We start from the raw sequence: 25700 nt of genomic DNA, 5'->3' as shown, positions 1-25700 counted from the left end.
CTACCCCTGAAACCGGCGGGGCCGTGCGTCGCCGACGCCATGAAGGATGGACTCCGCCGTGACCGACAGTGCTGGCACGCCGCCCGAACGGGACCCCCGGGCCGACGACGAGCCGCCGACCGCGTCGACCGGGTCCGACGGCGACAAGACCACGAACGACAGTGGCGGAGCAAGCAAGAAGAAGAGACGCCGCAAGGGCAAGGCGAAGGACGAGCCGGCCAAGGACGCGGCGGGCGCGGTAGGCCCTGCGGCTGCGGCTGCCGGCGAAGAAGAAGCCGCAGCGGAAGACGCCGTACCGGACAAGGCGAGAGACGAAGCGAAAGACGGGGCGAAGGACGGGGCGAAGGACGAGGCGTCCGACAGCCCGGACGCAGTCGCCGCAGTCGCCGCCCCTGTCTCCGCCGGCCCCGACCCCAACCCCGACGCCACCGCCCCGCGCAAACGCCACTGGCTCCGCTGGACCGCCCTCGGCACCTCCGTCGTCGTCCTCGCCGCCGCCGGTGTCGGCTGGTGGTTCTACCAGAAGCTCGACAGCAACATCACCACCGACACCACCGCCGAAGCCGAGCTGCGGACATACGAGAAGGAACGCCCCAGGCCCATCGCCGTCGACGCGAAGAACATCCTGCTCATCGGGTCCGACACCCGCGCGGGCTCCGGCAACGGCAAGTACGGCCGCGACGAGGGCGGTTCGCAGCGCTCCGACACCACGATCCTGCTGCACCTCGCCGCCGACCGGCAGAGCGCGACCGCCGTGTCGATCCCGCGCGATCTGATGGTCGAGATCCCGAGCTGCCAGACCTCGGACGGCAAGCGCTCGGGGGAGCAGTCCGCGCAGTTCAACTGGGCGTTCCAGTTCGGCGGTACGGCGTGCTCGATCCGTACGGTCGAGAAGCTCACCGGCATCCGCGTCGACCATCACATGGTGGTCGACTTCAGCGGCTTCAAGGACATGGTGGACGCGGTCGACGGCGTCGAGGTCTGTCTGAGGAAGCCGGTCGACGACAGGGACGCCCATTTGAAGCTGCCGGCCGGCAAGCAGACCCTGACCGGCGAGGAAGCACTCGGATTCGTACGGGCCCGCAAGACGATCGGCGACGGCAGCGACACCGAACGCATGGAGCGCCAGCAGCAGTTCCTCGGTTCGCTCGTCAAGAAGGTGCAGAGCAACGGTGTTCTGCTCAATCCGACCCGGCTCTATCCGGTGCTGGACGCGGCGACCAAGTCCGTGACGACCGACCCCGGTCTGAACACGCTCAAGGATCTTTACGACCTGGCGCGCGGCCTGCGTAACGTACCGACGGAAAAGGTGCAGTTCCTGACCGTACCGCGACAGCCCTATGCCAATGACCCGAACCGTGACGAGCTCGTACAGCCGGACGCGGGGCGACTGTTCACTCAACTGCGCGAGGACAAGCCGGTTTCGGTCGTGCCCGCCGGGCAGGAACAGGACGTCGAAAGCGACGGAGGGAACACACAGGGTGACGGCGGGAGTTCGAAGACGGACGGAAAGCCGGACGACCCGGGACCGTCGAGCGCCACTCCGACTCCGGCTTTCCCGGGCACAAATGCCGCCGCCGGCCTGTGTAAGTAAAAGCAATACCAAGGAGGGGTCGACAGTCTATGACGATTGGGCAGATTGCCCCCTTGTAAGGGGAGTCGAATTTGTCACGGACGTCGCTGGACGCTGAACTGGGCGGATAGTGTGACGCGATCCGGTACGTCGGGCCGCGAGGTCGCGAACCGCCGGATCGAAAGACCGAGCGCTTTTGGGGGATGAAGCGCTTCGCGTGGCACCGACGGAGGACTCAAGCAACCGTGGATGCGCAAGGCCGTGGACAAGGCGACGGGATCGATCCCGCCGACCAGTGGGTGCTCAACCCGCAGACCGGCAATTACGAATTGCGACTGAACCACTCCGAAGGGCAGCCGTCGACCCCTTCCCGTGACACGGGAATCGGGCACGGCACTCCTCGCCGGCCGAGAAACACCTCGCCCGCGGACGGTTCGCCGCGCGGTCGTTCCGCCGGGAACCGCAGAGCGCCCGGCGCCACGGGAGCGGGCTCCGGTGGCGGCGCCGGTGCTGACGGTGCGTCGGACGGCGCGGGCGCGAGCATCCCCCGGGCGCGTAACTCCTCCGGTTCCACCGGCACTTCGGGTGCGTCCCGCCGGGACGTACCCGCCCAGCGCGGGCGCCGCGGCGCGAACAACGCCGACGCCGCGTCCGCCGCGGGCGCGGGCCGCCGCAAGCGCAAGCCGCCCCCCAAGTCGCGCAAGAAGCAGATCCTCGGCTGGACCGGCGGCATCACGGCGTTCATCCTCGTCGGCGGGGCGGGCGCCGCCTACTACGCGTACCAGGAGCTCAACGGCAACATCAATACGATCGATGTCGACGGGGCGGGCAGCGGCGGCTTCAAGAAGGACCAGGCCGTCAACATCCTGGTGATCGGCACCGACAAGCGCACCGGGTCCGGCAACGAGGGTTACGGCGACAAGAACAGCCTCGGGCACGCCGACACCACGATCCTCTTCCATGTCTCCAAGGACCGGACGAACGCGACCGCGCTCTCCATCCCCCGCGACCTGATGACCGACATCCCGGACTGCGAGACGAACACCGAGGACGGCAAGAAGATCGTCCCCGGCGAGCAGGGCGTCCGCTTCAACACCAGCCTCGGCCAGTCCGAGCGCGACCCGGGCTGCACCATGCGTACGGTCAAGGAGTTGACCGGGCTGACGGTCGATCACTTCATGATGGCCGACTTCAACGCGGTGAAGACGCTGACGACCGCGGTCGGCGGTGTCGAGGTGTGTGTCGGCAAGGACGTCGACGACCCCGACTCGCATCTGAAGCTGAGCAAGGGCAAGCACGTCATCAAGGGCGAGCAGGCCCTCGCCTTCGTCCGTACGCGGCACAGCTTCGGCAACGAGAGCGACCTGGACCGGATCCAGACCCAGCAGCAGTTCCTCAGCTCCCTGATCCGCAAGATGAAGTCCAGCGAGACGCTCACCAGCCCCTCGAAGCTGTGGGACCTGGCGAAGGCGGCGACCGACGCGCTCACGGTCGATACGGGCATCGGCAGCATCGAGAAGCTCCGCGACCTCGGTACGGAGCTGGCCAAGGTCAACCCCAAGAACATCAGCTTCACCACGCTCCCCGTGGTGGACAACCCGGCGGAGGTCGTGAAGGCGACGGTCGTCGTGAACGAGGCGAAGGCGAAGCCGCTGTTCGCGATGATGCGCAACGACACCTCCCTCACCGAGGTGAAGGATCAGGAGAAGGCCTCCAAGAGCAAGCAGGCGGCGCTCCTCAAGGGAACCAAAGCAGCCCCCGCGGATGTCAGGGTCGATGTGTTCAACGGCGGCGGGCCGCAGGGTTCCGCCCAGGAGACGCTCGCCTGGCTCCAGAACGAGGAAGGCGTACCGAAGTCCACCAACAAGGGCAACGCGCCCAAGGAGTTGGACAAGACGTCGCTGGAGTACGCGCCGAACCAGGCGGACCAGGCCCGCCGTCTCGCGGACATGATGGGCCTGCCCGCCGCGGCGATGAAGCCGGGCAAGGAGGACGCCGAGGGGTTGCAGGCGATGGCCCTGACGCTCGGTGCGGACTTCAAGGGTGCGGGCGTGCCCATCGTCGGCCCGGCGAAGGTGCCGGACGACGTGCAGAAGGTGGAAGCCGACAAGCAGGTGTGCGCCAAGTGAGGCAGGCTCCGGTGTGCCCGGAGCCCCGGCTCGCGCGGAGCGCTTGAGCGACAGGGGTAGGGGCACCGGGTGGGGCAGAGCATACGCAGGCAGGGGACGCGACAACGCGTCCCGCACGCCCGCGAGTTGGGCTGGGACGACAGTCTGTACGAAGGCGGCGCGGACGGGACTGCGGGCGGCCCTGACGGCACGTCACACGGCGGCGGAGGCGCGGGCGGCGAAGGCGCGCGGGCCGGCGACGGCTCGGACTCCGACGACACGGCCACCGATGGTGGTGACGGCTCGGGCCGGGCACAGCGGGGCCGCCCGGGCCGCAACGGCGCGCGCCCGCGCAAGCGGCGCGGCAAACGCCGAATACTGCTGTGGATCTCCTCCGTCCTCGCCCTGCTGATACTCGCCACGGCCGGCGCCGGATACCTCTACTACCGCCATCTCGACGGCAAGCTCAAGAAGGAAGAACTGACGCTCGGCGACAAGCCGATGGCCGATCACAAGGCCAACTCCGCGGGCCAGACCCCGCTCAACATCCTGCTCATCGGCTCGGACGCCCGCGACTCCAAGGCGAACCAGAAACTCGGCGGCGCCACGGAGACCTTCGGGGGCACACCGCTCGCGGACGTACAGATGCTGCTTCACGTCTCGGCCGACCGCAGCAACATGTCCGTGGTCAGCATGCCGCGCGACACGATGGTGAAGATGCCCAAGTGCACCGACCCGAAAACCGGCAAGGTCTACCCGGCGAGCACGGGCAACGTACAGACCAACGCGAGCCTGGGGCGCGGGGGTCCAGGCTGCACGGTGGCCACCTGGTACGAGCTGACCGGCATCACCATCGACCACTTCATGATGATCGACTTCGCGGGTGTGGTGTCGATGGCGGACGCCATCGGCGGCGTGCCGGTCTGCGTCCAGGAGAACGTCCACTCACGCAACGCCGAGGGCAAGGGCTCCGGGCTGAAGCTGAAGAAGGGCAAGAACACCATCCAGGGCGAGCAGGCGCTCCAGTGGCTGCGTACGCGCTACGGCTTCGAGGACGGCAGCGACCTCGCCCGCACGCACGCCCAGCACATGTACATGAACTCGATGGTCCGGGAGCTGCGCACGGGCGCCAAGCTGACCGACCCCGGAAAGCTGACGAGCCTCGCCGAGGCGGCCACCGACGCGCTGACCGTCGACAAGGGCCTGGGCGGCGTCACGAAGCTCTACGACCTGGCGGAAGAGCTCAAGAAGGTGCCCACGAAGCGCATCACGATGGCGACGATGCCGAATGTGTACGGCCAGGGTGCCGAGTCCGGTCGGGTGTTCCCGAAGCCGGGCGACGCCGAGCAGTTGTTCACGATGGTCCGCGACGACGTGCCGCTGGACGGCAAGGCGTCCAAGCGCAAGCCCCCGGCCGAGTCCAAGGACCCGGCGGCGGCTCCGGCCGAGACCGGGGTGCTCGTACGCAACGGCACGGGCAGCGACACGCAGGCGCCGACGCCGCAGCGGGCCACGGCGGTGGCGGGGCTGCTGGCCGCCGAGGGCTACCCGAAGGCCGTGGCCGACACGACACTCGATCCGACCGCGCGCACCGAAATCCTTTTCCCCAGCGCCGACTTGGAGGGTGACGCGCAGGCGGTCGCCAAGTCCCTGGGGATTCCGGTGACTTCGGCGAAGAAGTCGACGGACGTATCGGGTGTGACGCTGGTCGTGGGCGCCGACTGGCGTACGGGTGACACGTACCCGAAGTCGGCGGCGAAGGACGAGTCGAAGACGCCGGACACGGCGCGGGCGCTGAACGGGGCCGACGACGGCGAGTGCATGGAGATCCAGCCCGGCTTCACCTGGTAGCGGGGAGGCCGCGTACCAAGTGGCCGCGTAAGAGGTGGAGCCCCGGGCGACGCGCCCGGGGCTCCACCTCGTACGTAACGGCCTTGCTCAGGCGGTCTGTTGGACCGCCGGGCGGCGGCTCGCCATGACCTTCTTGGCGAGCGAGCGCGGGCTGGTCAGGAAGCCGGCCCCCCACGACATGTGCATCGTGGCGAGCGCGAGCGGGATCTGGAGCCGGGCCTTGGGGGGCAGCCCCTTGCCGGCCGGTATCGAGCCCACGACGATCGCGGCGAGATAGCCGCCGGGGACAATCAGCGCCCAGGGCGTGAAGGCGAGGCCGACGACGACGCCCACGACGTTGGCGCAGACCGCGACCGGCGGGGCGAGGTAGCGCAGATTGATCGAGCCCGAGTGGAAGCGGGCGACGATATGGCGCCAACGGCCGTAGTCCTTGTACTGCTTGGCGAGCGCCCGGACGGACGGCCGCGGTCGGTACTGGACGCGCAGCTCGGGCGAGAACCAGATCTGGCCGCCGGCCTCCCGGATCCGGAAGTTCAGCTCCCAGTCCTGGGCGCGGATGAACTCCTCGTTGTAGCCGCCCTGTTGCTCCAGCGCGGCGCGCCGGAAGACCCCGAGGTAGACGGTCTCGGCGGGACCGGCCGCACCGCCCGTGTGGAACGCCGCGTTGCCGACACCGATCTTGGAGGTCATCGCCGCCGCGACGGCGTGCTCCCAGTCGTTCTCGCCCTCGGCGTGCATGATGCCGCCGACGTTCTGCGCGCCGGTCTCCTCCAGGAGCCGTACGGCGGTGGAGATGTAGTTCGGCGACAGCATGCCGTGGCCGTCGACCCGTACGACGACGGGGTGCTTGGACGCCTTGATGGCCGCGTTGAGCGCCGCCGGCGTGCGGCCGGTCGGATTGGGCACGGTCTGCACGCGGGCCCGTGCGCTGTCCGCCGTCTCGCGTACGAGTTCGGCCGCGATCTCGTCGGTGCGGTCCGTGGACGGACCGAGCGCGATGACCACTTCCATCTCGCCGTCGTACTCCTGCTCCAGGATGTGCTGGACGGAGTTCCTCAGATGCCGTTCCTCGTTGAGCACCGGCATGATCACGGAGACGGCGGGGGGCTGGGCAGGCATGTGATCCTTCGGGCGTCAGGGAGACGGGTTCATCGCACGCCACGTTACCGCGAATGGGGGACAGCGACGCGCGTCGGGCGGGCTCAGCGCAAGGCTGCTGATCGTATGGGCCTACGTTGCGTCCCCTGGCCGCCCTTCGCCCCCGTACCCAGTAGTCCAGCCGTTCCCGTCACCCGCGGAGGTGTCCCCCGTGCCCACACCACCCCGCTCCCCCCGGCCCCGGCCCGCCGGCCGGCCGAGACCGCCGCAGACCGGCGTCCGAAGCGCGGGGAACGCCCGAAGCACCCGAAGCACCCGAAGCGCCCGGACCGTGCGCGGCAGACGGGACGGGCGGCCCCGCTGGGGGATGCGGGTGGCGACCACCCTGTCCGTACTGGTCCTCGGCGCCGGCGGCATCGGCCACGCCCTCGTGACGAGTCTCGACTCGGGGATCGGCCGGGTCGACCCGTTCAAGGACATGAAGAACCGCCCGGACGCGGGCCACGGCGTGAACATCCTCCTCGTCGGCACCGACGGCCGCGACAAGATCACCAAGGAGGAGCGGCAGAAGTACCGGCTCGGCGGCGCCCCCTGCCGCTGCACCGACACGATCATGCTCGTGCACATCTCGGAGGACCGTGAGCGCGCGAGCGTCGTGAGCCTGCCGCGCGACAGTTACGCGGAGCTGCCCTCGCACACCGACGAGAACACCGGCGACAAGCACGGACCCCACCCGGTGAAGCTCAACGCGGCCTATTCGGAAGGCGGTCCGCATCTGACGGTCAGAACCGTCGAGAGCATGACGGGCGTGAAGATCAACCACTATCTGGAGATCGACTTCACCAGCTTCATGAAGACGGTCGACGCGCTCGGCGGGGTGGAGATCTGCACCGCCAAGCCGCTGAAGGACTCGCACACCGGCCTCGACCTGACCGCCGGGACACACGAACTGGACGGCGGCCAGGCGCTTCAGTACGTACGGTCCCGCTACCTCGACGGCTCGTCCGACCTCGGCAGGATGCAGCGCCAGCAGCGCTTCATGGCCGCGCTGATCAAGCAGGCCACCAGCAGCGGTGTACTGCTGAACCCGGTGAAGCTGCGCGGTGTGACCTCGACCATGCTCGAATCGGTCCGGGCGGACAAGGGCTTCGGTACGGAGGAGATGCTCACGCTCGGCAAGGCGATGCGCGACTTCACCCCGGCGTCGTCCGAGTTCACGTCGGTGCCGGTCACCGCCGGGGGCTTCCCGGTCAAGGGCATCGGCTCGACGCTGAAGTGGGACCCGGTGAAGTCGAAGAAGCTCTTCCGCGCGCTGCGCGAGGACAAGCCGCTGACGCCGCCGGCCCCCGAGGGGCGGCGCGGGCCGCAGGGGCCGAAGCAGCAGCCGGCCTCGATGGTCGAGGTGTCGCCGCAGCAGATCAGGGTGCAGGTCTACAACGCGACACGGCAGGACGGGCTGGGCCAGCGCGTCGACGGTGCCCTGCGCGCGACCGGCTTCGACACCACGCGAGCCCCGCTGAACCACACGGGACCGGAAGTGTCGCGTACGCAGGTGCTGTTCGACCCGCGCTGGGACCGCTCGGCGAAGTCCCTGGCGGCGGCCCTGCCGGGCTGTGAGCTGCGGCCGGTGCCCCGGCAGGGCGCGACGCTCAAGGTGATGGCGGGGACGGACTACAAGGCGGTGCGGCCGGTGCGGGCGGAGGACACGCACCAGGGCGAGTTCGGGGCGGTGACGGGCGACCAGGTGGTGTGCCCGTGACGCGGGGGCGGACTCTGGCGCCGGGCTCTGGGGCGTGGCTCCTGGTCCGGGGGCGTTGATCGGGTGGCGCGGCTCGTGGGCCGCGGCTGTCCTCGGTCGCCGGACGGGCTGTGATCGCGGCCGGTCAGTCGCCGATGCCGTCCGCTGCGCGCCTCTCGCGCAGTTCCTTGATCGCCCGGCGCCGGGCGAGCCGGTGCGTACGCCGGATCTGCGCCTCCTGGTAGCGCCGCTTGTCGCGCTCCGTCTCCGGGACCACCGGCGGTACGGGGCGGGGCCTGCCGTCCGCGTCGACGGCGGCGAAGACGAGATACGCGCTGCCGACCTGCTGGGCGGGGGTGGACTCGTTCCAGCGCTCGGCGAGCACCCGCACGCCGACCTCCATGGAGGACCGGCCCGTCCAGTTGACCTGGGCCTTCACATGGACCAGGTCCCCGACCCTGACCGGCTCCAGGAAGACCATCTCGTCCATGGACGCGGTGACCGCGGGCCCGCCCGAGTGCCGGCCCGCGACCGCGCCCGCGGCGTCGTCCACGAGTTTCATGATCACGCCGCCGTGCACCGTACCGAGGAGGTTGGTGTCACTCCCGCTCATGATGTGGCTGAGCGTGGTGCGGGACGCCGAGGTGGGCTTACCCGGAATATCTGTCTCGGGGCGGACGGCCTGGTCTGTCATGCCCTCCACCCTATGCGGGGGTCCGTCACGGGACGTCACGGGTCGCATTGCATCAGCTTGGCAACAGCGTTGCTGTGATTTTCCCTCACCCCTGTATACGGGGCGTGTCGGAGCCGCACACTGGTCGGCATGAACGATCGGCGTGATGGATGGAACGGCGAACGCGACGACCGCGGCGGGCGTTACGGGCGCGGCAGCGCGGACGCGCAGCCCGAAGGCGTACGCGCGATGCCGCACGTGCAGCGGCGCGCCGTCCCCCAGCAGCCGTCGCAGGGGTACGACGCGGGGTACGACCCGCCCCCGTACAACAGCGACTACAACACGGGCCAGGTCTACGGCACCCCGGCCGACCGGGGCGGTCAGGGCGGACCGCCGCCGACCGTGCCCCCGCAGGGGTCGTACAACGGCGGCGGGCGCTCCCCCGACTACGCACCGGACTGGCGGCGCCGTATCAAGATCACCGCGATCTCCCTGGTCGTCGTCCTGCTCACGGTCTCCATAGGCACGTACTTCTGGGCCGACTCCAAGCTCAAGCGCGAGGTCGACCTCTCGAAGGTCATCGAGCGGCCGGAGTCCGGCGACGGAACGAACTATCTGATCGTGGGCTCCGACAGCCGTGAGGGCATGTCCGACGCGGAGAAGAAGGATCTCCACACGGGCAGCGCGGAAGGCAAGCGCACCGACTCGATGATGATCCTGCACGACGGCTCGAACGGCCCGACGCTGATCTCGCTGCCGCGCGACTCGAACGTGGTGATCCCGTCGTTCCGCGGCTCGGATTCCGGGAAGATGTTCCAGAACACGGGCCGGGAGACGAAGCTCAACGCCGCGTACGCGGAGGACGGGCCCGAACTGCTCGTCCGTACGGTCGAGTTCAACACCGGTCTGCGCATCGACCACTACGTCGAGATCGGCTTCGCGGGCTTCGCCAACATCGTGGACGCGATCGGCGGTGTCGAGCTGGACATCCCGAAGGCGTTCAAGGACGAGAAGTCGGGCGCCGACTTCCAGAAGGGCAAGCAGACGCTGGACGGCGAGCAGTCCCTCGCGTTCGTCCGGACCCGGTACGCGTTCGCGGGCAGCGACCTGGACCGCACGAAGAACCAGCAGAAGTTCCTGGCGGCCCTGGCGTCCCAGACGGCCACGCCGGGCACGATCCTCAACCCGTTCAAGCTCTACCCGACGCTGGGCGCGGGCCTGGACACCCTGATCGTCGACAAGGACATGTCCCTCTGGTCACTGAGCCAGATGTTCTTCGCGATGAAGGGCGTCACGGGCGGCGACGGCACGTCGATGAACATCCCGGTCTCGGGCAGCAAGGGCGGGAACCTGGTCTGGGACAAGGCCAAGGTCAAGCAGCTGGTGGACCAGCTGAACAAGGACGAGAAGGTCACGGTCACCTCGAACTGAGACCCGGACCGAACGCGGCGGGCGGTCACCGAGTCACCCCTCGGGTATCTCCGGATGACCGCCCGTCGCCCCGTCGATCAGCTCGCGCACGATGTCCATGTGTCCGGCGTGCCGCGCGTTCTCCTCGATCATGTGGATCAGGACCCAGCGCATGGTGACGGTCCTGCCATTCCATGACGTGCCGGTCTCCTCCAGCCCGATCTCCCGGATCGCCCGGTCGGCGGCGGCGCGGGCCCGTGCGTAGAAGGCCAGGATGTCGGCGGTCGACTCGTCCGGCCCGACGGTCATGTCCTCGGTCTCGGTGTCGAACCAGAACGGCTCGCTCTCCCGCCCGAACGTCGCGCAGAACCAGCCGTACTCGACGGTGGCCAGATGCTTCACGAGCGACAGCAGGTTGGTCCCCGAGGGCGTCAAGGGCCGCCGCAGCGCCTCGTCGCCGAGCCCGTCGAGCTTCCACACGACGACATCCCGATGCCGGTCGAGAGCGGCGTACAGGCTGTCCTTCTCACTGCCGGTGTACGGCACGGTTCTGATCACGCGGCGAACGTAACAGGGGGCTCTGACAACGCCCCCCGACGCACACACCAGGTCCCCGGCCCGAGGCTGGACCGTCAGCCCTGCTCAGACCTCCTCCGCTCATGACTCACCTACTCGGTTCTATGCGACTACGTAACTAAGAGCTCGCCGCTCTTGTGACGAGGACAGGACGCTCCGTAGTTTGCTGATCACACCAGGATCGGGGGATGTATCAGTGGAAGAACTACGCGTGATCGCGGGTGGACCGTGCAGGAGTGAGGACGACGACAAGTGCGGAAACGGTGACTGTCCCACCGTGTACGAGACGCCGGACCCGACGATGTTGGCGGTACAGGGCTACGACCTAGGGCGTGTTGCGAAGGTAGCGCCGTCCGCCCGAAGGGCGGGGCCGACGGCGTCTGGTGCGTGCGATCGCAAGGCGGAGGATCGTTCTCGTACTGGACGTACTTGGATGATTCCGACAACGCGGCGAGTGCGCGTGCCAGGCGTCGTCGGCCAGGCGGGACTTTCGAAACACGCCCTAGCGCACAAGACGCCGCAGGGTGAGTCCGTCGTGCTCATCCCCGAAGAGGTTCTGAAGGAGGCCGCACGTGCCCGTGGATGGTTCTAGCCCGATCCTCTTGGACGGCGACAAATGGCAGGCGTACTTCCGGGACTTCAAACGGTCCGCGTTCCGGCTTGAGGTGCACCAGACGTACACGATGCCTGCCGAGGCCGAGACCGTGCGCGCGTTCCTTGCTGGTGACCCGATGCCGGACGGCTTCAACGCTCCGTGGCATGACCTGATTCGAGGTCATGCCACAGCGGGCCGAACCATGACGCGGGCCAAGGTCGTGCGACGGCCCCTCACCGACTACAGCCTCTATCTATTCGAGTGGTGCGTTCCTGAGAACGTGGCAGCCGGAGAGAGCTACCAGATAGTTGATCTGACCAACCGGCCGAACCCCGGACTCCCTGAACAGGACTTCTGGCTGTTCGACGAATCGAGCGTGGTTCACCTGAACTATCGGCCGGACGGGACGCAAATCAATCGTGAGCTCATCCAAGAACCCGACATTGGCAAGTACCTTGCCTGGCGGGACATAGCACTTGAAAGCGCAGTGCCATTCGGTGCCTATCGAACCTGAGAAGCAAGCGCAGGAGCGTAGAGATTTGGCGGGGGCTCTTCGGAGCCTCCGTCGCGCTTCTGGGTTGAGCGGCGAACGCCTCGCGATTCGCTGCAACATGAGCCAGACAAAGATCAGCCGAATCGAAACCGGCCGGACACTCCCGACCGTGATTGATGTGGAGCGCATCCTCAAAGCATTGGATGTGCCCGGTAAAGTCTCGGACGAGATACCGCGGCTTACGCGACGGGCGAACGTCGACTACGCGTCCTGGCGGACGTACGCTCGGGTCGGCTTCTACCACAAACAGGCTGAGCTCAAGGCGTTGGAATCTTCATCGCGGGTGATGCGGCACTTTCTCCCCGCGATTCCTACCGGGTTGCCGCACGTCCGGGACTACGCGACAGCCACGCTGACGCCAACGGTCGAGGGGGACCCCGCCAGGGACGTCTCCAGGGCTGTCGACGCTCGCATGGAGCGTCAGCGGCTCTTGGATGACGATTCCCGGCTGTTCTCCTTCCTGATGACGGAACAAGCCGTGAGGTGGCGACGTGCGGCCCCGGGGGTCATGGCGGCCCAGTGCGCCCACATGGCCAAGGTCAACAGGAAGCCGAACATCAATCTGGGGGTCATTCCGCAGACGGCCGAAGTTCCCGGCATCCCAATGAACATCTTCGTCGTCTATGACGACCGACTCGTGACTGTCGAACTGTTCTCCGGGGAAGTCGCGTTGCGCGATCCGAGAGACATCACCCAACACCTCAACCTGTTTGATCCGTTTTGGAGTTGCGCCCTCACGGGTGACGCCGCCACTGCCTTCCTCATTGAGGCGGCAGAGGGCTTTATGCGTGAACGCAACTAGCCCTTCCTTTGACCCGGCCGGCAGTCGATGATGGATTCATACCGAGCGAAGAGAATCCGTCTCTCGCGCCGTGAAGGTAATCCCAGAATTCCATCTGCCCAGGTGGTGGACGGCCGCGCCTGCGGCCGTACTGACGATCAGGAAGGCACACCCATGATCGACGGACGGGCGCTGTACGCGCTCAACATCGAGAGCGCGGAGTTCGTGAAGGCCTGCGGAGGGCCCTGCACCGAAGGGTGCGTGACTCTCTCGAAGATCGGGCCGGATGCGGCAGGCATCTCGCCCGAGCGTTTCGGCCTGTAAGCCTGACCGCTCTCACCTCTGGCCGGTCCCGATCCACCTCCAAAAGGCGGTGACCGGCCGGATTCCCAGTCCGTGAACTCCCCGAAGGGGAAGAACCATTGCACCACCACGGGTATCTGTGGCCCGGTTCCAAGCAACGGTTTGATCATGAAGCGCTGAGACGGCCTCCTCCTCCCGACCCGCCCCCGGTCGACAGCAATCCGGAACTGATCCAGCGCTACAAGGAGGTGAGGGCGGTGTTTCCCGTAGTGAACCTACCGCCGCTGGAAACGGCTTACTGGCTGATCAAGCCGAGCGAGCTGATTCGCGGTACATGGCAGGAGCCTAAAGAAGCAGCGACATGGCTCGGGGAACGACTGGCGGAGTACGCGCTTCGGTTCGCCTCGGAGAGAGACCGGAACAGCACGTACTTGAGTGAGTTGGTGAACTCGACTGCGGAACTGCTTGGTTGGGGTGAAGACCTCTCCTGCGGCTTCTACCTGGAGCGTCCCGCCTACCTGTCAGTGGCACTGGTGACATGTTCTCCGAACCGTGCGGCGCCTGAACTCGCTTGCCCTCTCGGTCATTCGAAGGGGCCGACCGGTGCGCCGGGGCGGCTGTCGCCGGCATGCTGACACGAGCCGCGCTGCCAGGGGCTGAAGCCGATGCCCCCGGAGGTCGGACCGGCACGGCCGGCGAGAGGCGACGAACGGCCCCCGGCGTTCCGCTGGGGGCCGCCTGTTCGAGCAGGTGAGGGCCGGCGTTCCGTCCCGCGCGGGCCTCGTTACGGCAGGTTCCTCGCCATCACGATCCGCTGCACCTGATTCGTGCCCTCGTAGATCTGGGTGATCTTGGCGTCGCGCATCATCCGTTCCACCGGGTAGTCGCGCGTGTAGCCGTAGCCGCCCAGGAGTTGGACCGCGTCCGTCGTGATCTCCATCGCCACGTCGGAGGCGAAGCACTTGGCCGCCGCGCCGAAGAAGGTCAGGTGTTCCTTGTTCTTGCCGCCGTCGGAGGTGCGCTGGGAGCGGGCCGCCGCCGAGTAGGTGAGCTGGCGGGCCGCCTCCAGCTTCATCGCCATGTCGGCGAGCATGAACTGGACGCCCTGGAAGTCGCCGATCGGCTTGCCGAACTGCTTGCGTTCCTGGACGTAGCCCGCCGCGTAGTCGAGGGCGCCCTGGGCGATGCCGAGGGCCTGGGCCGCGATCGTGATGCGGGTGTGGTCCAGGGTCTTCATGGCCGTCGCGAAGCCGGTGCCCTCGGGGCCGATGAGGCGGTCGGCCGGGATGCGGACGTTGTCGAGGTAGACCTCGCGGGTCGGGGAGCCCTTGATGCCGAGCTTCTTCTCGGGAGCGCCGAAGGAGACGCCCTCGTCGTCCTTCTCCACGACGAACGCCGAGATGCCCTTCGTACGGAGGTCGGGGTCGGTGACGGCCATCACCGTGTAGTAGTCGGAGACGCCGGCGTTGGTGATCCAGCGCTTCACGCCGTTGAGTACGTAGCTGTCGCCGTCCCGTACGGCCTTGGTCTTCATGCCGCCGGCGTCGGAGCCCGCGTCCGGCTCGGAGAGGCAGTACGAGAACATCCCGTCGCCCTTGGCCAGCGGGCCGAGGTACTTCTTCTTCAGGTCCTCGCCGCCGGAGAGGATGACGGGCAGCGAGCCCAGCTTGTTCACGGCCGGGATCAGGGAGGACGACGCGCAGACGCGGGCGACCTCCTCGATGACGATCACGGTGGCCAGGGCGTCGGCCCCGGCGCCGCCGTACTCCTCGGGAACGTGGACCGCGTGCAGATCGGCGGCGACCAGCGCGTCGAGCGCCTCCTGCGGGAAGCGGGCCTCCTCGTCCACGGCGGCGGCGAACGGCGCGATCTTCGCCTCGGAGAGGGCGCGTACGGCGTCACGGAGCATGTCGTGCTCCTCGGACGGGCGGTACAGGTCGAAATCAGCCGATCCGGCCACGGTCTTCCACTCCCCTGGTCAATGCTAACTACCGTTAAGTAACCCTAATTTTAGAGGGCTGGGACGCCGGTGTCCTACGTGAGTTTGCCGACAGCTCTCACGCACTGCCGTACGGGCGCCCGAAAGGGGGTGCGTACGGCGTGGATATGCTCGGGCACCGCACTCGCGGTGCGATCGCAGCCGCGATCGCACCGAGTGCGCGCCGCTTCCCGACCGCACTCCCAGGAGCACCCATGGCCCTCAAGATCACTGTGATCGGTACCGGCTACCTCGGCGCCACCCACGCCGCGGCCATGGCGGAACTGGGCTTCGAGGTACTGGGGCTCGACATCGTCCCCGAGAAGATCGAGATGCTGTCGGCGGGCAAGGTCCCGATGTACGAGCCCGGTCTCGAAGAGCTGCTGCGCAAGCACGTCGCCGGCTTCGAGGGGTCGAGCGGGCGGCTGCGCTTCACCTCCTCCTGGGAGGAGGTCGGCGCTTTCGGCGACGTCCACTTCGTGTGCGTGAACACCCCGCAGAAGCACGGCGAGTACGCGTGCGACATGAGTTACGTGGACAGCGCCTTCGAGTCGTTGGCCCCGCAATTGGGCCGGGCGGCGCTGGTGGTCGGCAAGTCGACCGTGCCGGTCGGCAGCGCGGAGCGCCTGGCGCTGCGGCTCGCCGAGCTGGCGCCGGCGGGCGAGGACGTCGAGCTGGCCTGGAATCCGGAGTTCCTGCGGGAGGGCTTCGCCGTACAGGACACGCTCCACCCGGACCGGATCGTGGTCGGTACGCGGAGCGAGCGTGCCGAGAAGCTGCTGCGTGAGGTGTACGCGACGCCGGTCGGGGAGGGGTCGCCGTTCGTCGTGACGGACTTCCCGACCGCCGAGCTGGTGAAGACCGCCGCGAACTCCTTCCTCGCCACCAAGATCTCCTTCATCAACGCGATGGCCGAGGTCTGCGAGGCGGCGGGCGGCGACGTCGTGAAGCTCGCGGAGGCCATCGGGTACGACGAGCGCATCGGGAAGAAGTTCCTGCGCGCCGGGATCGGCTTCGGCGGCGGCTGTCTGCCGAAGGACATCCGGGCGTTCATGGCGCGGGCGGGCGAGCTGGGCGCGGACCAGGCGCTGACGTTCCTGCGCGAGGTCGACTCGATCAACATGCGGCGCCGGGGGCACATGGTGGAGCTGGCGCGCGAGGCGGTCGGCGGCGACTCGTCGTTCCTCGGCAAGCGCGTCGGGGTGCTGGGCGCGACGTTCAAGCCGGACTCGGACGACGTACGGGACTCCCCCGCCCTGAACGTCGCGGGCCAGATCCACCTCCAGGGCGGTCAGGTGACCGTGTACGACCCCAAGGGCATGGACAACGCCCGCAGGCTCTTCCCGACGCTGGGATACGCCGAGTCGGCGCTGGAGGCCGTACGGGGCGCCGATGTCGTGCTGCATCTGACCGAGTGGCGCGAGTTCCGCGAGCTGGACCCGGCGGAGCTGGGCGCGGCGGTGACGCGGCGGCTGATCCTCGACGGGCGCAACGCGCTGGACCCGGCGGTGTGGCGCGGGGCGGGCTGGACGTACCGGGCGATGGGGCGGCCGAGGGCCTGACCGGCCCCACGTCCCAACTACCGGCGCGGGGCGTCCAGTTCCTCGATCGTCGCCATGGACGCGGGTCGCCGTCCCTGGGCCGCGCGGGCCAGGAACTCGGTGTCGCGCAGCACACGGGCCGCGTTGCCCCAGGTGAGATCGGTGATCTCGGTGTCGTCCCAGCCCCGGTCGAGCAGTTCGGTGATCAAGTGCGGGTAGCACGAGGGGTCTTCGAGGCCGAGAGTGCGGGGCGCTTCCGCCTCGCGGCCGTACGTCCCCGAGAGGCCGACGCACTGCGGGCCGGCCACGTCCCGTACCCGCTCGACACGGTCCGCGACGGCGGAGACGGACGGGGCGCGGGCGTCGCGTGCGGTCGCGCGGGCGTCGGGTGCGGTCGCGCGGGCATCGCTTGCGGTCGGACCGGGCGCGAAACTCACCATGCAGACACCGCTGTTGGCGCGCAGGAGCGTCAGGATCTCGTCGGTTACGTCGCCGTCGCCGTGGGAGAACATCGCCGGGGCCTTGGTGACGGCGAAGGTGGCGCGCGCCGTCTCGTCACACGCGCCGGTGAGATCGACGACGACTCCGAGGCGGTTCATCTCGCGCACGGCCTCCTGGCCGAAGCGGGTGAGCCCGTCGTCGGCCCAGCGCGCGCCCGCGAGGGCGAGGACGCGCACGCCGAGGAAGTGGAACGCGCGGAGCGTGGCGAGCGAGTCGCCCATGGCCCGGCCCGAGACGGGGCCCAGCAGCGAGGCGACGCGTCCGTAGTTACGGGCGTCGGCCAGGTCCCCGGCGCCGAGCGCGAGGCGCAGGGTGTCCGGGCAGGAGGCGATCAAGTCCCTTACGAGGTCGATGAGTTCCAGCGTGGTGCTGACGGCCCCGTCCGTGTCGGCCGCGTCGTCGGCCACCTGGAGGGAGTCCACCTGGAGCGACCAGAACTGCGCGCCCAGCGCGCCCGCCCTGAGTCGGGGCAGGTCGGTGTCCAGGGAGCTCTCGCCCTGTTCGAGGTCGTGGCTGTGCCCGGCGCCGCGACGGCGCAGCAGGGTGGGGGCGAGGCTGTTGTGGCCGTCGACGACGGGGTGCGAGGACAGCAGCACGCGGGCGCGTTCGGCGGACGGCGCCGGGGTGGTCTCAGTGGGCACATGCGGCTGTGGCGGCTGCGACGGCTGTGACGGCTGCGCGTCGAGGTCGCCGGCCGCGGCCGTGGTGTCCGAGTCGATGGGATCGTCCCGTAGATCTGCCATGACGAGGCTCCGTGGGGTGCGAAGGCAGTAGAGCCACCGTGCCACGGGCGGGCGGAGGGGTCGCGGCGGACGGTGCGTTCGGGGGTACGTCCCCGTCCGCCCCGTCCGCCCCCGTACAGCCGCTCAGCCGTCCAGTTCCTCGATCGTCGCCGTCGACGGACCCCGCTCCGCGCGCAGCCCACGCGCCACGTCCTCCGCCGTGCGCAGCACCCGTACCGCGTTGTGCCAGGTCAGCTTCGACAGGTCTTCGGGCGACCAGCGGCGGGCGAACAGCTCCGCGACGAGGTTCGGGTAGCCCGCCACGTCCCGCAGGCCCTCCGGCGTGAACGCCGTGCCGTCGAAGTCGCCGCCGATGCCGATGTGGTCGATGCCCGCGACCTCACGCATGTGGTCGAGGTGGTCGGCGACCGTCGCGACCGTGGCCACCGGGCGCGGGTGGGCCGCCTCGTAGGCCCGGTGGATCTTCATCCCGGCCTCGGTGGTGTCCAGCGGGTGCGCGCCGTGCGCGCGCATGTTGTCGTCGGCGGCCTTCGTCCAGGCGATCGCCTCGGGGAGGATGAACTTCGGTACGAAGGTGGCCATCGCGACCCCGCCGTTGGCCCGCAGCAGCGCCAGCACGTCGTCGGGGACGTTGCGCGGATGGTCGCAGACCGCCCGCGCGGAGGAGTGCGAGAAGATCACCGGCGCGGCGGACGTCACGAGCGCGTCGCGCATCGTCGTGGCGGCCACGTGCGAGAGGTCGACCAGCATGCCCGCGCGGTTCATCTCGCGTACGACCTCGTGCCCGAAGGGCGACAGGCCGCCCACGCCCGGCTCGTCGGTCGCCGAGTCGGCCCACGGGAGGTTGTCGTTGTGCGTGAGCGTCATGTAGCGCACCCCGAGGGTGTGCAGGGCGCGCAGCGTGGCGAGGGAGTTGTTGATGGAGTGGCCGCCCTCGGCGCCCATCAGGGAGGCGATCTTGCCCGTGCGGCGGGCGTTCTCCATGTCGTCGGCGGTACGGGCGGCGACGAGGTCGTCCGCGTAGCGGGCGATCATGCGCCCGACGACGTCGATCTGTTCCAGGGTCGCGCTGACCGCCGTGTCGCCGGCCATGTCGGAGCGTACGTACACCGACCAGAACTGCGCCCCGACGCCGCCCGCCCGCAGCCGGGGGATGTCGGTGTGCAGGTGCGCCGACTGGTCGTCGGCGATGTCGCGGCGGTCGAGGTCGTAGCGGACCTGCTCGCGCAGCGCCCACGGCAGGTCGTTGTGCCCGTCGACCACGGGGAAGTCCTCAAGCAGTTCGCGGGCCTGCTCCAGGTAGTTCTCGGCGCCCATGGCGGCCCTCACTTCCCGAAGCCGAAGGCGTCGTGACCGGCGACCTTCGCACGGAGGCGTTTGCCCTTGTCGGTGGCCTGCTCGTTGAGCCGCCGCTGGAAGTCCTTCATACGGGCCTGGAGTTCCAGGTCGTGGGCCGCGAGGATCCGCGCGGCCAGCAGACCGGCGTTACGGGCTCCTCCTACGGAGACGGTGGCGACCGGCACGCCCGCGGGCATCTGGACGATCGACAGCAGCGAGTCCATGCCGTCCAGGTACTTCAGCGGTACGGGGACCCCGATGACCGGCAGCGGTGTGACCGAGGCCAGCATGCCCGGCAGATGGGCCGCGCCCCCGGCGCCCGCGATGATCGCCTTCAGTCCGCGTCCGGCGGCCTCCTCGCCGTACGCGATCATCTCGCGCGGCATCCGGTGCGCGGAGACGACGTCGACCTCGTACGGGATCTCGAACTCGTCGAGCGCCTGGGCGGCGGCCTCCATGACGGGCCAGTCGGAGTCCGACCCCATGACGACGCCGATGAGGGGAGAGCTCATGTGGTGATCGTTCCTCGGAGGTATCCGGCGGCGTGGCGGGCGCGCTCCAGCACGTCGGCCAGGTCGTCACCGTAGGTGTTGACGTGGCCGACCTTACGGCCGGGCTTCACGTCCTTGCCGTACATGTGGATCTTGACCTGCGGGTCGTGGGCCATGCAGTGCAGATACGCCGCGTACATGTCGGGGTAGTCGCCGCCCAGCACGTTGCACATGACCGTCCACGGCGCGCGTGGGCGCGGGTCGCCGAGCGGCAGGTCGAGCACGGCCCGTACGTGGTTGGCGAACTGCGAGGTGATCGCGCCGTCCTGCGTCCAGTGCCCGGAGTTGTGCGGGCGCATGGCCAGCTCGTTGACGAGGATCCGGCCGTCGGCCGTCTCGAACAGCTCGACGGCGAGATGGCCGACGACGCCCAGCTCGGCGGCGATCCGCAGGGCGAGCCGCTGCGCCTCGCCGGACAGTTCCTCGGACAGGCCGGGCGCGGGCGCGATGACGGTGTCGCACACGCCGTCGACCTGCCGGGACTCCACGACGGGGTACGCGACGGCCTGGCCGTGCGGCGAGCGCACGATGTTGGCCGCCAGCTCCCGGACGAAGTCGACCTTCTCCTCGGCCAGGACGGGGACCCCGGCGCGGAAGGGCTGCTCGGCGTCGTCGGCCGATCGGGCGAACCACACGCCCTTGCCGTCGTAGCCGCCGCGCACCGTCTTGAGGATGACGGGGAAGCCGCCCACCTCGGCGGCGAAGGCCGCGACGTCGGCGGCGTCGGTGACGATGCGGTGGCGCGGGCAGGGTGCGCCCAGCTCGGTGAGCCTGGCGCGCATGACGCCCTTGTCCTGCGCGTGTACGAGGGCGTCCGGGCCGGGCCGTACGGGGACGCCGTCCGCCTCCAGGGCGCGCAGGTGCTCGATCGGGACATGCTCGTGGTCGAAGGTGATCACGTCGCAGCCCCGCGCGAACGCGCGCAGCGTCTCAAGGTCGCGGTGGTCGCCGACGACCACGTCGCCGACCACCTGCGCCGCGGATTCCGTAGGGGTCTCACTGAGGAGCTTGAATCTGAGGCCGAGGGGGATGCCCGCCTCGTGGGTCATACGGGCGAGCTGACCGCCGCCGACCATGCCGACTACCGGGAACGTCACACACCCAGGGTATCCGTCGCCGGACCGGGCCAGGTCCGGCGGTTCCGGGCCGGCCACCGGGCCGGCCAGGTCCGGCGGTTCCCGGCCAGGCCCGGGTCCGGCGGTTCCCGGCCAGGCCCGGGTCCGGCGGTTCCCGGCCTGGGCCGGTCCGGTGGTTACAGTGGGCCGGTCGGCGCCGTCGCGGCATCTCGGGCGGCTCCACCGACAAGACTGCGTCGTCGACGTCACCGGCGTCATCGACGGAACACACCGACAGAACGGGCTGAGCGACCATATGACTGCCGCGCCTTCGCAGCGACAAGCCCTGCGGGACCGGCTGTCCCTGCTCACCCGCGAGGTCGCCAAGTTCGGCGCGGTCGGCGGCGTGGGCCTGCTGGTCAATCTGGCGGTCTTCAACCTCGTACGGCACACCACCGACCTTCAGGTGGTCCGGGCCAGCATCCTGGCGACCGTCGTGGCGATCGCCTGCAACTATGTGGGCTTCCGCCACTTCGCCTACCGGGACCGCGACAAGAGCCGCCGCACGAAGGAGCTGACGCTGTTCCTGCTGTTCAGCGCGGTCGGGCTGGTCATCGAGAACGGTGTGCTCTACACGGCGACGTACGGGTTCGGCTGGGACGGTCCGCTGCAGAGCAACGTGTTCAAGTTCCTCGGGATCGGCGTGGCGACGCTGTTCCGCTTCTGGTCGTACCGCACCTGGGTGTTCCGTACGCTCCAGCCTGAGCAGGAGACCGAGTCGGTGCCGGGGTCCGGGGAGCGGCGCGAGCCGCAGCCCGGCCGCGTCATCTGACCGTCTTCTTCGGCTCCTCGCGCACCCGTACCTCACGGCTGAGGAACAGCGCGAACACCGGCGGCTGCTGCTGGAGCAGTTCGAGCCGCCCGCCGTCCGCCTCCGCCAGGTCGCGGGCGACGGCGAGTCCGATGCCCGTCGAGTTGTGCCCGCTGATCGCGCGCTCGAAGATCCGCGCCCCGAGGTTCGCCGGTACGCCGGGCCCCTCGTCCGTCACCTCGATCACGGCCTGGTTGCCGGTGATACGGCTGCGCAGGGCGACCGTGCCGCCGCCGTGCATCAGGGAGTTCTCGATCAGCGCGGCGAGCACCTGGGCGACGGCCCCGGGGGTGCCGACGGCGCGCATGTGCTGGGTGCCGGAACAGACGATCGCGCGTCCGGCGCTGCGGTAGGCCGGGCGCCACTCCTCGATCTGCTGCTGCACGACGTCGTCCAGGTCGAAGACGATCGCCGAACCGGTCCGGGCGTCACGGGAGTTGGTGAGCAGCCGCTCCACCACGTCGGTCAGCCGCTCGACCTGCGTGAGCGCGATCGTCGCCTCCTCCTTGACGATGTCCGGGTCGTCGGTGGCGGAGATCTCCTCCAGGCGCATGGAGAGCGCGGTGAGCGGCGTACGGAGCTGGTGGGACGCGTCGGCGGCCAGCCGGCGCTCGGCGGTGAGCATCCGCGCGATCCGTTCGGCGCTGGAGTCGAGCACGTCGGCGACCCGGTCCAACTCGGGCACGGCGTACCGCTTGTGGCGGGGGCGCGGGTCACCGGACCCGAGGCGTTCGGCGGTCTCGGCGAGGTCGGTGAGCGGTGAAGTGAGCTTGTTGGCCTGGCGTACGGCGAGCAGGACGGCGGCGATGACGGCGAGCAGCGCCACCGCGCCGATGATCAGCAGGGTGCGGCCGAGTTCGCGGGTGACGGACGCGCGGGACTCCTCGACCGTGACGGTCTCGCCCTGTTCACCGTCGGCGCTGCCCCGGATGGCGCCGCCCTCGGGGCGCTCACCGATCTCGACGGCCGGGCGGCCGGGGATCTCGACCTTGGCGTACCGCTCGCCGTTGACCTGTTCCCGCAGGATCGCCTCGGTGACCCGCTCGCCGCCGAGCAGCCGGCTGTCCACGATGCTGACCAGCCGCACCGCCTCCAGGTCCACGCTCTCCTGGGCGCTGCTGGTGATGGTGCGGGTCTCCACGATGACGAGGGAGACCCCGAAGACGGCGATGACGACGAGCACCACGGCGAGCGTGGAGTTGATCAGACGACGGCGCACTGTGTCCTACTCCGCTCTGCGCTCTGCTCTGCCCGGGCAGAGCCCGGCCACCCGGCCGCCCGGCCGGCTCAGCTCTTCTCGAAGCGGAAACCCACACCCCGCACCGTCGCGATGTACCGGGGGTTCGCCGCGTCGTCGCCCAGCTTCTTGCGGAGCCAGGAGATGTGCATGTCCAGGGTCTTCGTGGACGACCACCAGGTGGTGTCCCAGACCTCGCGCATCAGCTGGTCGCGGGTGACGACCCGGCCCGCGTCCCTGACCAGGACCCGCAGCAGGTCGAACTCCTTCGCGGTGAGCTGGAGCTCCTCCTCGCCCATCCAGGCCCGGTGCGACTCGACGTCGATGCGGACGCCGTGCGTGGTGGGCGGGGCGGCGGGTTCACTCGCGCCGCGCCGGAGCAGGGCCCGTACCCGGGCGAGCAGTTCGGCCAGCCGGAACGGCTTGGTCACGTAGTCGTCGGCGCCCGCGTCGAGGCCCACCACGGTGTCCACCTCGTCGGCGCGGGCGGTCAGCACGAGCAGGGGCACGGAAAGGCCCTCGGCGCGCAGTCTCCGGGCCACTTCGAGGCCGTCCATGCCGGGCAGCCCGAGGTCGAGTACGACCAGGTCCACGCCGCCCTCAAGGCCAGCTTCGAGCGCGGTGGGACCGTCTTCGCGTACCTCTACCTCATAGCCCTCCCTGCGCAGGGCGCGGGCCAGGGGCTCCGAGATGGACGCGTCGTCCTCGGCGAGCAGTACACGGGTCATGGGGTGATGGTAGTCCGCGCGGAGGAGCGGCCGGGCGGTGATCGCCGATGCCTGTGGCTCCGGTATGCGATTGGGTCACCTGCCTTCGAATGTGCCCCGTGGTTCCGGAGAACACCTGTGATCCATCACTCAAGACCTTCCATATACCTCTCTGTCATGCCGTATGGTGGCTTCGCTCTTTACGGCACCAGTTGGGGACCTTTGGCGGTTTGAGGGCCGAAGGTCCCCTTTTCATGAATTCGAGCGAGCAAGGATCCCCCCATGGCGTCCAGCCTCACCAAGGACTCCCCCGAGCCACCCGGCGGCCCCCACGGCCGCGGCCCCCTCAGCGGCCCCGAGAAGACGTTCTTCGGCCATCCGCGCGGTCTGGCCACGCTCTTCATGACGGAGATGTGGGAACGCTTCAGCTTCTACGGCATGCGGGCGCTGCTCACGATCTATCTGCTGTCCGGCGGTCCCGACGCCTCGAAGGGGCTCCAGGAGGGTGGCCTGGGGCTGACCCTGGCCACCACGACGGCGATCTACTCGATCTACCTGTCGATGGTCTATCTGCTGGCGATGCCCGGCGGCTGGCTCGGCGACCGGGTCTGGGGTCCGCGCAAGACCGTCACGATCGCGGCCTGCACCATCATGGTGGGCCATCTGACGCTCGCCCTGCCGGGCTCGGGCACCTTCTTCGCCGGTCTGTCGCTGGTGGCGCTCGGCTCGGGACTGCTGAAGGCCAACATCTCCACGATGGTCGGCCACCTCTACGACGACACCGGCGTGCCGAACGACCCGCGCCGCGACGGCGGCTTCACGATCTTCTACATGGGCATCAACATCGGTGCCTTCTTCGCGCCGCTGGTCATCGGCACCGTCGGCGAGAAGTACAGCTGGCACCTGGGCTTCGCCCTCGCGGCCGTCGGCATGGGGATCGGCCTGATCACGTTCCTGGCCGGTACGAGGCACCTGGCCCCGCGCAGCAGTGCCGTGCCGACGCCGCTGTCCCGCGAGGAGCGCGCGAACTGGCTGACCAGGGGGCTGACCTGGCTGCTGATCGGCTCGGCCTTCTACGGAGTCGTCGTCTTCACCGGCAACTTCACCCTCAACTGGGCGATGGTGCCGCTGACGCTCGCGGGCATCGTGATCCCGGCCGGGGTGCTGATCCGGATAAAGCGTGACAAGGATCTGTCGCCGGCCGAGCAGACGAAGATGTCCGGGTACATCTGGTTCTTCGTCGCGGCCGCCGTCTTCTGGATGATCTACGACCAGGGCGGGTCGACGGTTCAGGCGTTCGGTACGACGAAGGCCGCCGACCAGGTCTTCGGCATCGGCTTCCCGACGTCGTGGTACCAGTCGCTGAACCCCGTGTTCATCATGGCGCTGGCCCCGGTGATCGCCTGGCTGTGGCTCTGGCTGAACCGGCGGGGCAAGGAGCCGAGCACGGTCGTGAAGTTCGCCGCCGGCCTGGTCTTCGTCGGCGTCTCGTTCTTCTTCTTCCTGATCCCGCTGGTCCTGGCGGCGGACGGCACCCTGGTCAGCCCGGTGTGGCTGGTGGGCATCTATCTCATCCAGACCGTCGGCGAGCTGTGCCTCTCCCCGGTCGGCCTGTCGGTGACGACGAAGATGGCTCCGGCGAAGTACGCGAGCCAGATGATGGGCGTCTGGTTCCTCGCGGTCACGGCGGGCGACTCGGTGACCGGGATGCTCGCCATCGCCGGTGTCGATCTGAGCCGTACGGGAGTGGTCGCGGTGGAGGCGCTACTGGCCACGCTGGCGGGCTTCGCGGTGTTCATGTACCGCAGGAAGGTACGGGCGCTGATGGGCGACGTACGGTGACGCGGCGGACGGTGCCGGGCCGCGGCCACGCGCGCCGCCGCGGCCCGGCCGCCTGGCGGATGGACGCCGCGCACGCG

Annotated in this window: 22 protein-coding genes; 12 read left to right on the top strand and 10 right to left on the bottom strand. The window is 69.1% G+C overall.

Features of this window, described 5'->3' with window-relative positions:
- Positions 1-46 precede the first annotated feature (46 nt).
- From OG700_RS25270 to OG700_RS25260, 3 genes are all read left to right on the top strand, one after another.
- A complete protein-coding gene (locus tag OG700_RS25270; RefSeq protein ID WP_405617297.1) occupies positions 47-1594 on the top strand; it encodes an LCP family protein in 1548 nt (515 codons plus the stop codon).
- A gap of 224 nt (positions 1595-1818) precedes the next feature.
- On the top strand, positions 1819-3702 hold the full coding sequence (locus OG700_RS25265) for an LCP family protein (RefSeq protein WP_405617295.1): 1884 nt from the start codon (positions 1819-1821) through the stop codon (positions 3700-3702).
- Positions 3703-3771: 69 nt separating this feature from the next.
- Complete coding sequence (locus OG700_RS25260) at positions 3772-5532, top strand: LCP family protein (protein ID WP_405617293.1); 1761 nt, start codon at positions 3772-3774, stop codon at positions 5530-5532.
- Between the two features lie 87 nt (positions 5533-5619).
- Here OG700_RS25260 and OG700_RS25255 read toward each other — a convergent pair whose 3' ends face one another.
- Complete coding sequence (locus OG700_RS25255; protein ID WP_405617291.1) at positions 5620-6651, bottom strand: glycosyltransferase family 2 protein; 1032 nt, start codon at positions 6649-6651, stop codon at positions 5620-5622.
- A gap of 346 nt (positions 6652-6997) precedes the next feature.
- Between OG700_RS25255 and OG700_RS25250 the strand changes: the two genes are divergently transcribed.
- Complete coding sequence (locus tag OG700_RS25250) at positions 6998-8389, top strand: LCP family protein (RefSeq protein WP_405621967.1); 1392 nt, start codon at positions 6998-7000, stop codon at positions 8387-8389.
- A 124-nt stretch (positions 8390-8513) separates the two neighbouring features.
- On the opposite strand, the gene OG700_RS25245 is transcribed toward OG700_RS25250, so the two are convergent.
- A complete protein-coding gene (locus tag OG700_RS25245) occupies positions 8514-9062 on the bottom strand; it encodes an acyl-CoA thioesterase (protein ID WP_405617289.1) in 549 nt (182 codons plus the stop codon).
- Positions 9063-9191: 129 nt separating this feature from the next.
- Between OG700_RS25245 and OG700_RS25240 the strand changes: the two genes are divergently transcribed.
- On the top strand, positions 9192-10472 hold the full coding sequence (locus tag OG700_RS25240; RefSeq protein WP_405617287.1) for an LCP family protein: 1281 nt from the start codon (positions 9192-9194) through the stop codon (positions 10470-10472).
- Positions 10473-10505: 33 nt separating this feature from the next.
- Here the strand turns inward: OG700_RS25240 and OG700_RS25235 are convergent, their stop codons facing one another.
- Entirely contained in the window at positions 10506-11006 is a 501-nt protein-coding gene (locus OG700_RS25235) for a DinB family protein (protein WP_405621965.1), read from the bottom strand.
- A 593-nt stretch (positions 11007-11599) separates the two neighbouring features.
- Here OG700_RS25235 and OG700_RS25230 point away from each other — a divergent pair.
- The 4 genes from OG700_RS25230 to OG700_RS25215 all read left to right on the top strand — a co-directional run bounded on the left by OG700_RS25230 (position 11600) and on the right by OG700_RS25215 (position 13894).
- Entirely contained in the window at positions 11600-12136 is a 537-nt protein-coding gene (locus tag OG700_RS25230; protein ID WP_405617285.1) for a DUF6879 family protein, read from the top strand.
- Positions 12120-12977 carry a helix-turn-helix domain-containing protein gene (locus OG700_RS25225; RefSeq protein WP_405617283.1) on the top strand — a complete coding sequence of 286 codons (858 nt, stop codon included), beginning with the start codon at positions 12120-12122 and terminating at the stop codon, positions 12975-12977. Before OG700_RS25230 ends, OG700_RS25225 begins: the two co-directional genes overlap by 17 nt.
- 102 nt (positions 12978-13079) lie before the next feature.
- On the top strand, positions 13080-13280 hold the full coding sequence (locus OG700_RS25220; RefSeq protein WP_405622282.1) for a hypothetical protein: 201 nt from the start codon (positions 13080-13082) through the stop codon (positions 13278-13280).
- Between the two features lie 98 nt (positions 13281-13378).
- Complete coding sequence (locus OG700_RS25215) at positions 13379-13894, top strand: hypothetical protein (protein ID WP_405617281.1); 516 nt, start codon at positions 13379-13381, stop codon at positions 13892-13894.
- 149 nt (positions 13895-14043) lie between these two features.
- Here OG700_RS25215 and OG700_RS25210 read toward each other — a convergent pair whose 3' ends face one another.
- On the bottom strand, positions 14044-15219 hold the full coding sequence (locus tag OG700_RS25210; RefSeq protein ID WP_405617279.1) for an acyl-CoA dehydrogenase: 1176 nt from the start codon (positions 15217-15219) through the stop codon (positions 14044-14046).
- Between the two features lie 233 nt (positions 15220-15452).
- Here OG700_RS25210 and OG700_RS25205 point away from each other — a divergent pair, with 233 nt between their 5' ends.
- A complete protein-coding gene (locus OG700_RS25205) occupies positions 15453-16799 on the top strand; it encodes a UDP-glucose dehydrogenase family protein (protein ID WP_405617277.1) in 1347 nt (448 codons plus the stop codon).
- A gap of 17 nt (positions 16800-16816) precedes the next feature.
- Here OG700_RS25205 and OG700_RS25200 read toward each other — a convergent pair whose 3' ends face one another.
- The 4 genes from OG700_RS25200 to OG700_RS25185 all read right to left on the bottom strand — a co-directional run bounded on the left by OG700_RS25200 (position 16817) and on the right by OG700_RS25185 (position 21008).
- Positions 16817-18022, bottom strand: coding sequence for a membrane dipeptidase (locus tag OG700_RS25200; RefSeq protein ID WP_405617275.1), 1206 nt, complete (start codon positions 18020-18022; stop codon positions 16817-16819).
- Positions 18023-18145: 123 nt separating this feature from the next.
- Entirely contained in the window at positions 18146-19339 is a 1194-nt protein-coding gene (locus tag OG700_RS25195; RefSeq protein WP_405617273.1) for a dipeptidase, read from the bottom strand.
- An 8-nt stretch (positions 19340-19347) separates the two neighbouring features.
- Positions 19348-19872 (bottom strand): 5-(carboxyamino)imidazole ribonucleotide mutase, encoded by a 525-nt coding sequence (purE, locus tag OG700_RS25190; protein ID WP_405617271.1) that lies wholly within the window; start codon positions 19870-19872, stop codon positions 19348-19350.
- Positions 19869-21008, bottom strand: a complete 1140-nt coding sequence (locus tag OG700_RS25185; protein WP_405617268.1) for a 5-(carboxyamino)imidazole ribonucleotide synthase — start codon at positions 21006-21008, stop codon at positions 19869-19871. Before OG700_RS25185 ends, purE begins: the two co-directional genes overlap by 4 nt.
- A gap of 274 nt (positions 21009-21282) precedes the next feature.
- Here OG700_RS25185 and OG700_RS25180 point away from each other — a divergent pair, with 274 nt between their 5' ends.
- The gene (locus tag OG700_RS25180) at positions 21283-21798 is read left to right on the top strand and encodes a GtrA family protein (protein ID WP_405617266.1); all 516 of its coding nucleotides are present in this window, start codon (positions 21283-21285) and stop codon (positions 21796-21798) included.
- On the opposite strand, the gene OG700_RS25175 is transcribed toward OG700_RS25180, so the two are convergent.
- The gene (locus tag OG700_RS25175; RefSeq protein WP_405617264.1) at positions 21791-23056 is read right to left on the bottom strand and encodes an ATP-binding protein; all 1266 of its coding nucleotides are present in this window, start codon (positions 23054-23056) and stop codon (positions 21791-21793) included. The two genes, OG700_RS25180 and OG700_RS25175, sit on opposite strands and share 8 nt — an antisense overlap.
- Positions 23057-23124: 68 nt before the next feature.
- Positions 23125-23802, bottom strand: a complete 678-nt coding sequence (locus tag OG700_RS25170; protein ID WP_405617262.1) for a response regulator transcription factor — start codon at positions 23800-23802, stop codon at positions 23125-23127.
- A 261-nt stretch (positions 23803-24063) separates the two neighbouring features.
- Between OG700_RS25170 and OG700_RS25165 the strand changes: the two genes are divergently transcribed.
- Entirely contained in the window at positions 24064-25623 is a 1560-nt protein-coding gene (locus tag OG700_RS25165; protein WP_405617259.1) for a peptide MFS transporter, read from the top strand.
- Positions 25624-25700: the final 77 nt, after the last annotated feature.

Source organism: Streptomyces sp. NBC_01508, assembly GCF_045040315.1.
In the GTDB taxonomy this organism is placed as follows: Bacteria; Actinomycetota; Actinomycetes; order Streptomycetales; family Streptomycetaceae; genus Streptomyces.
The sequence above is the reverse complement of the archived record's forward strand: the minus strand, read 5'-3'. Positions and strand labels throughout refer to the sequence as shown.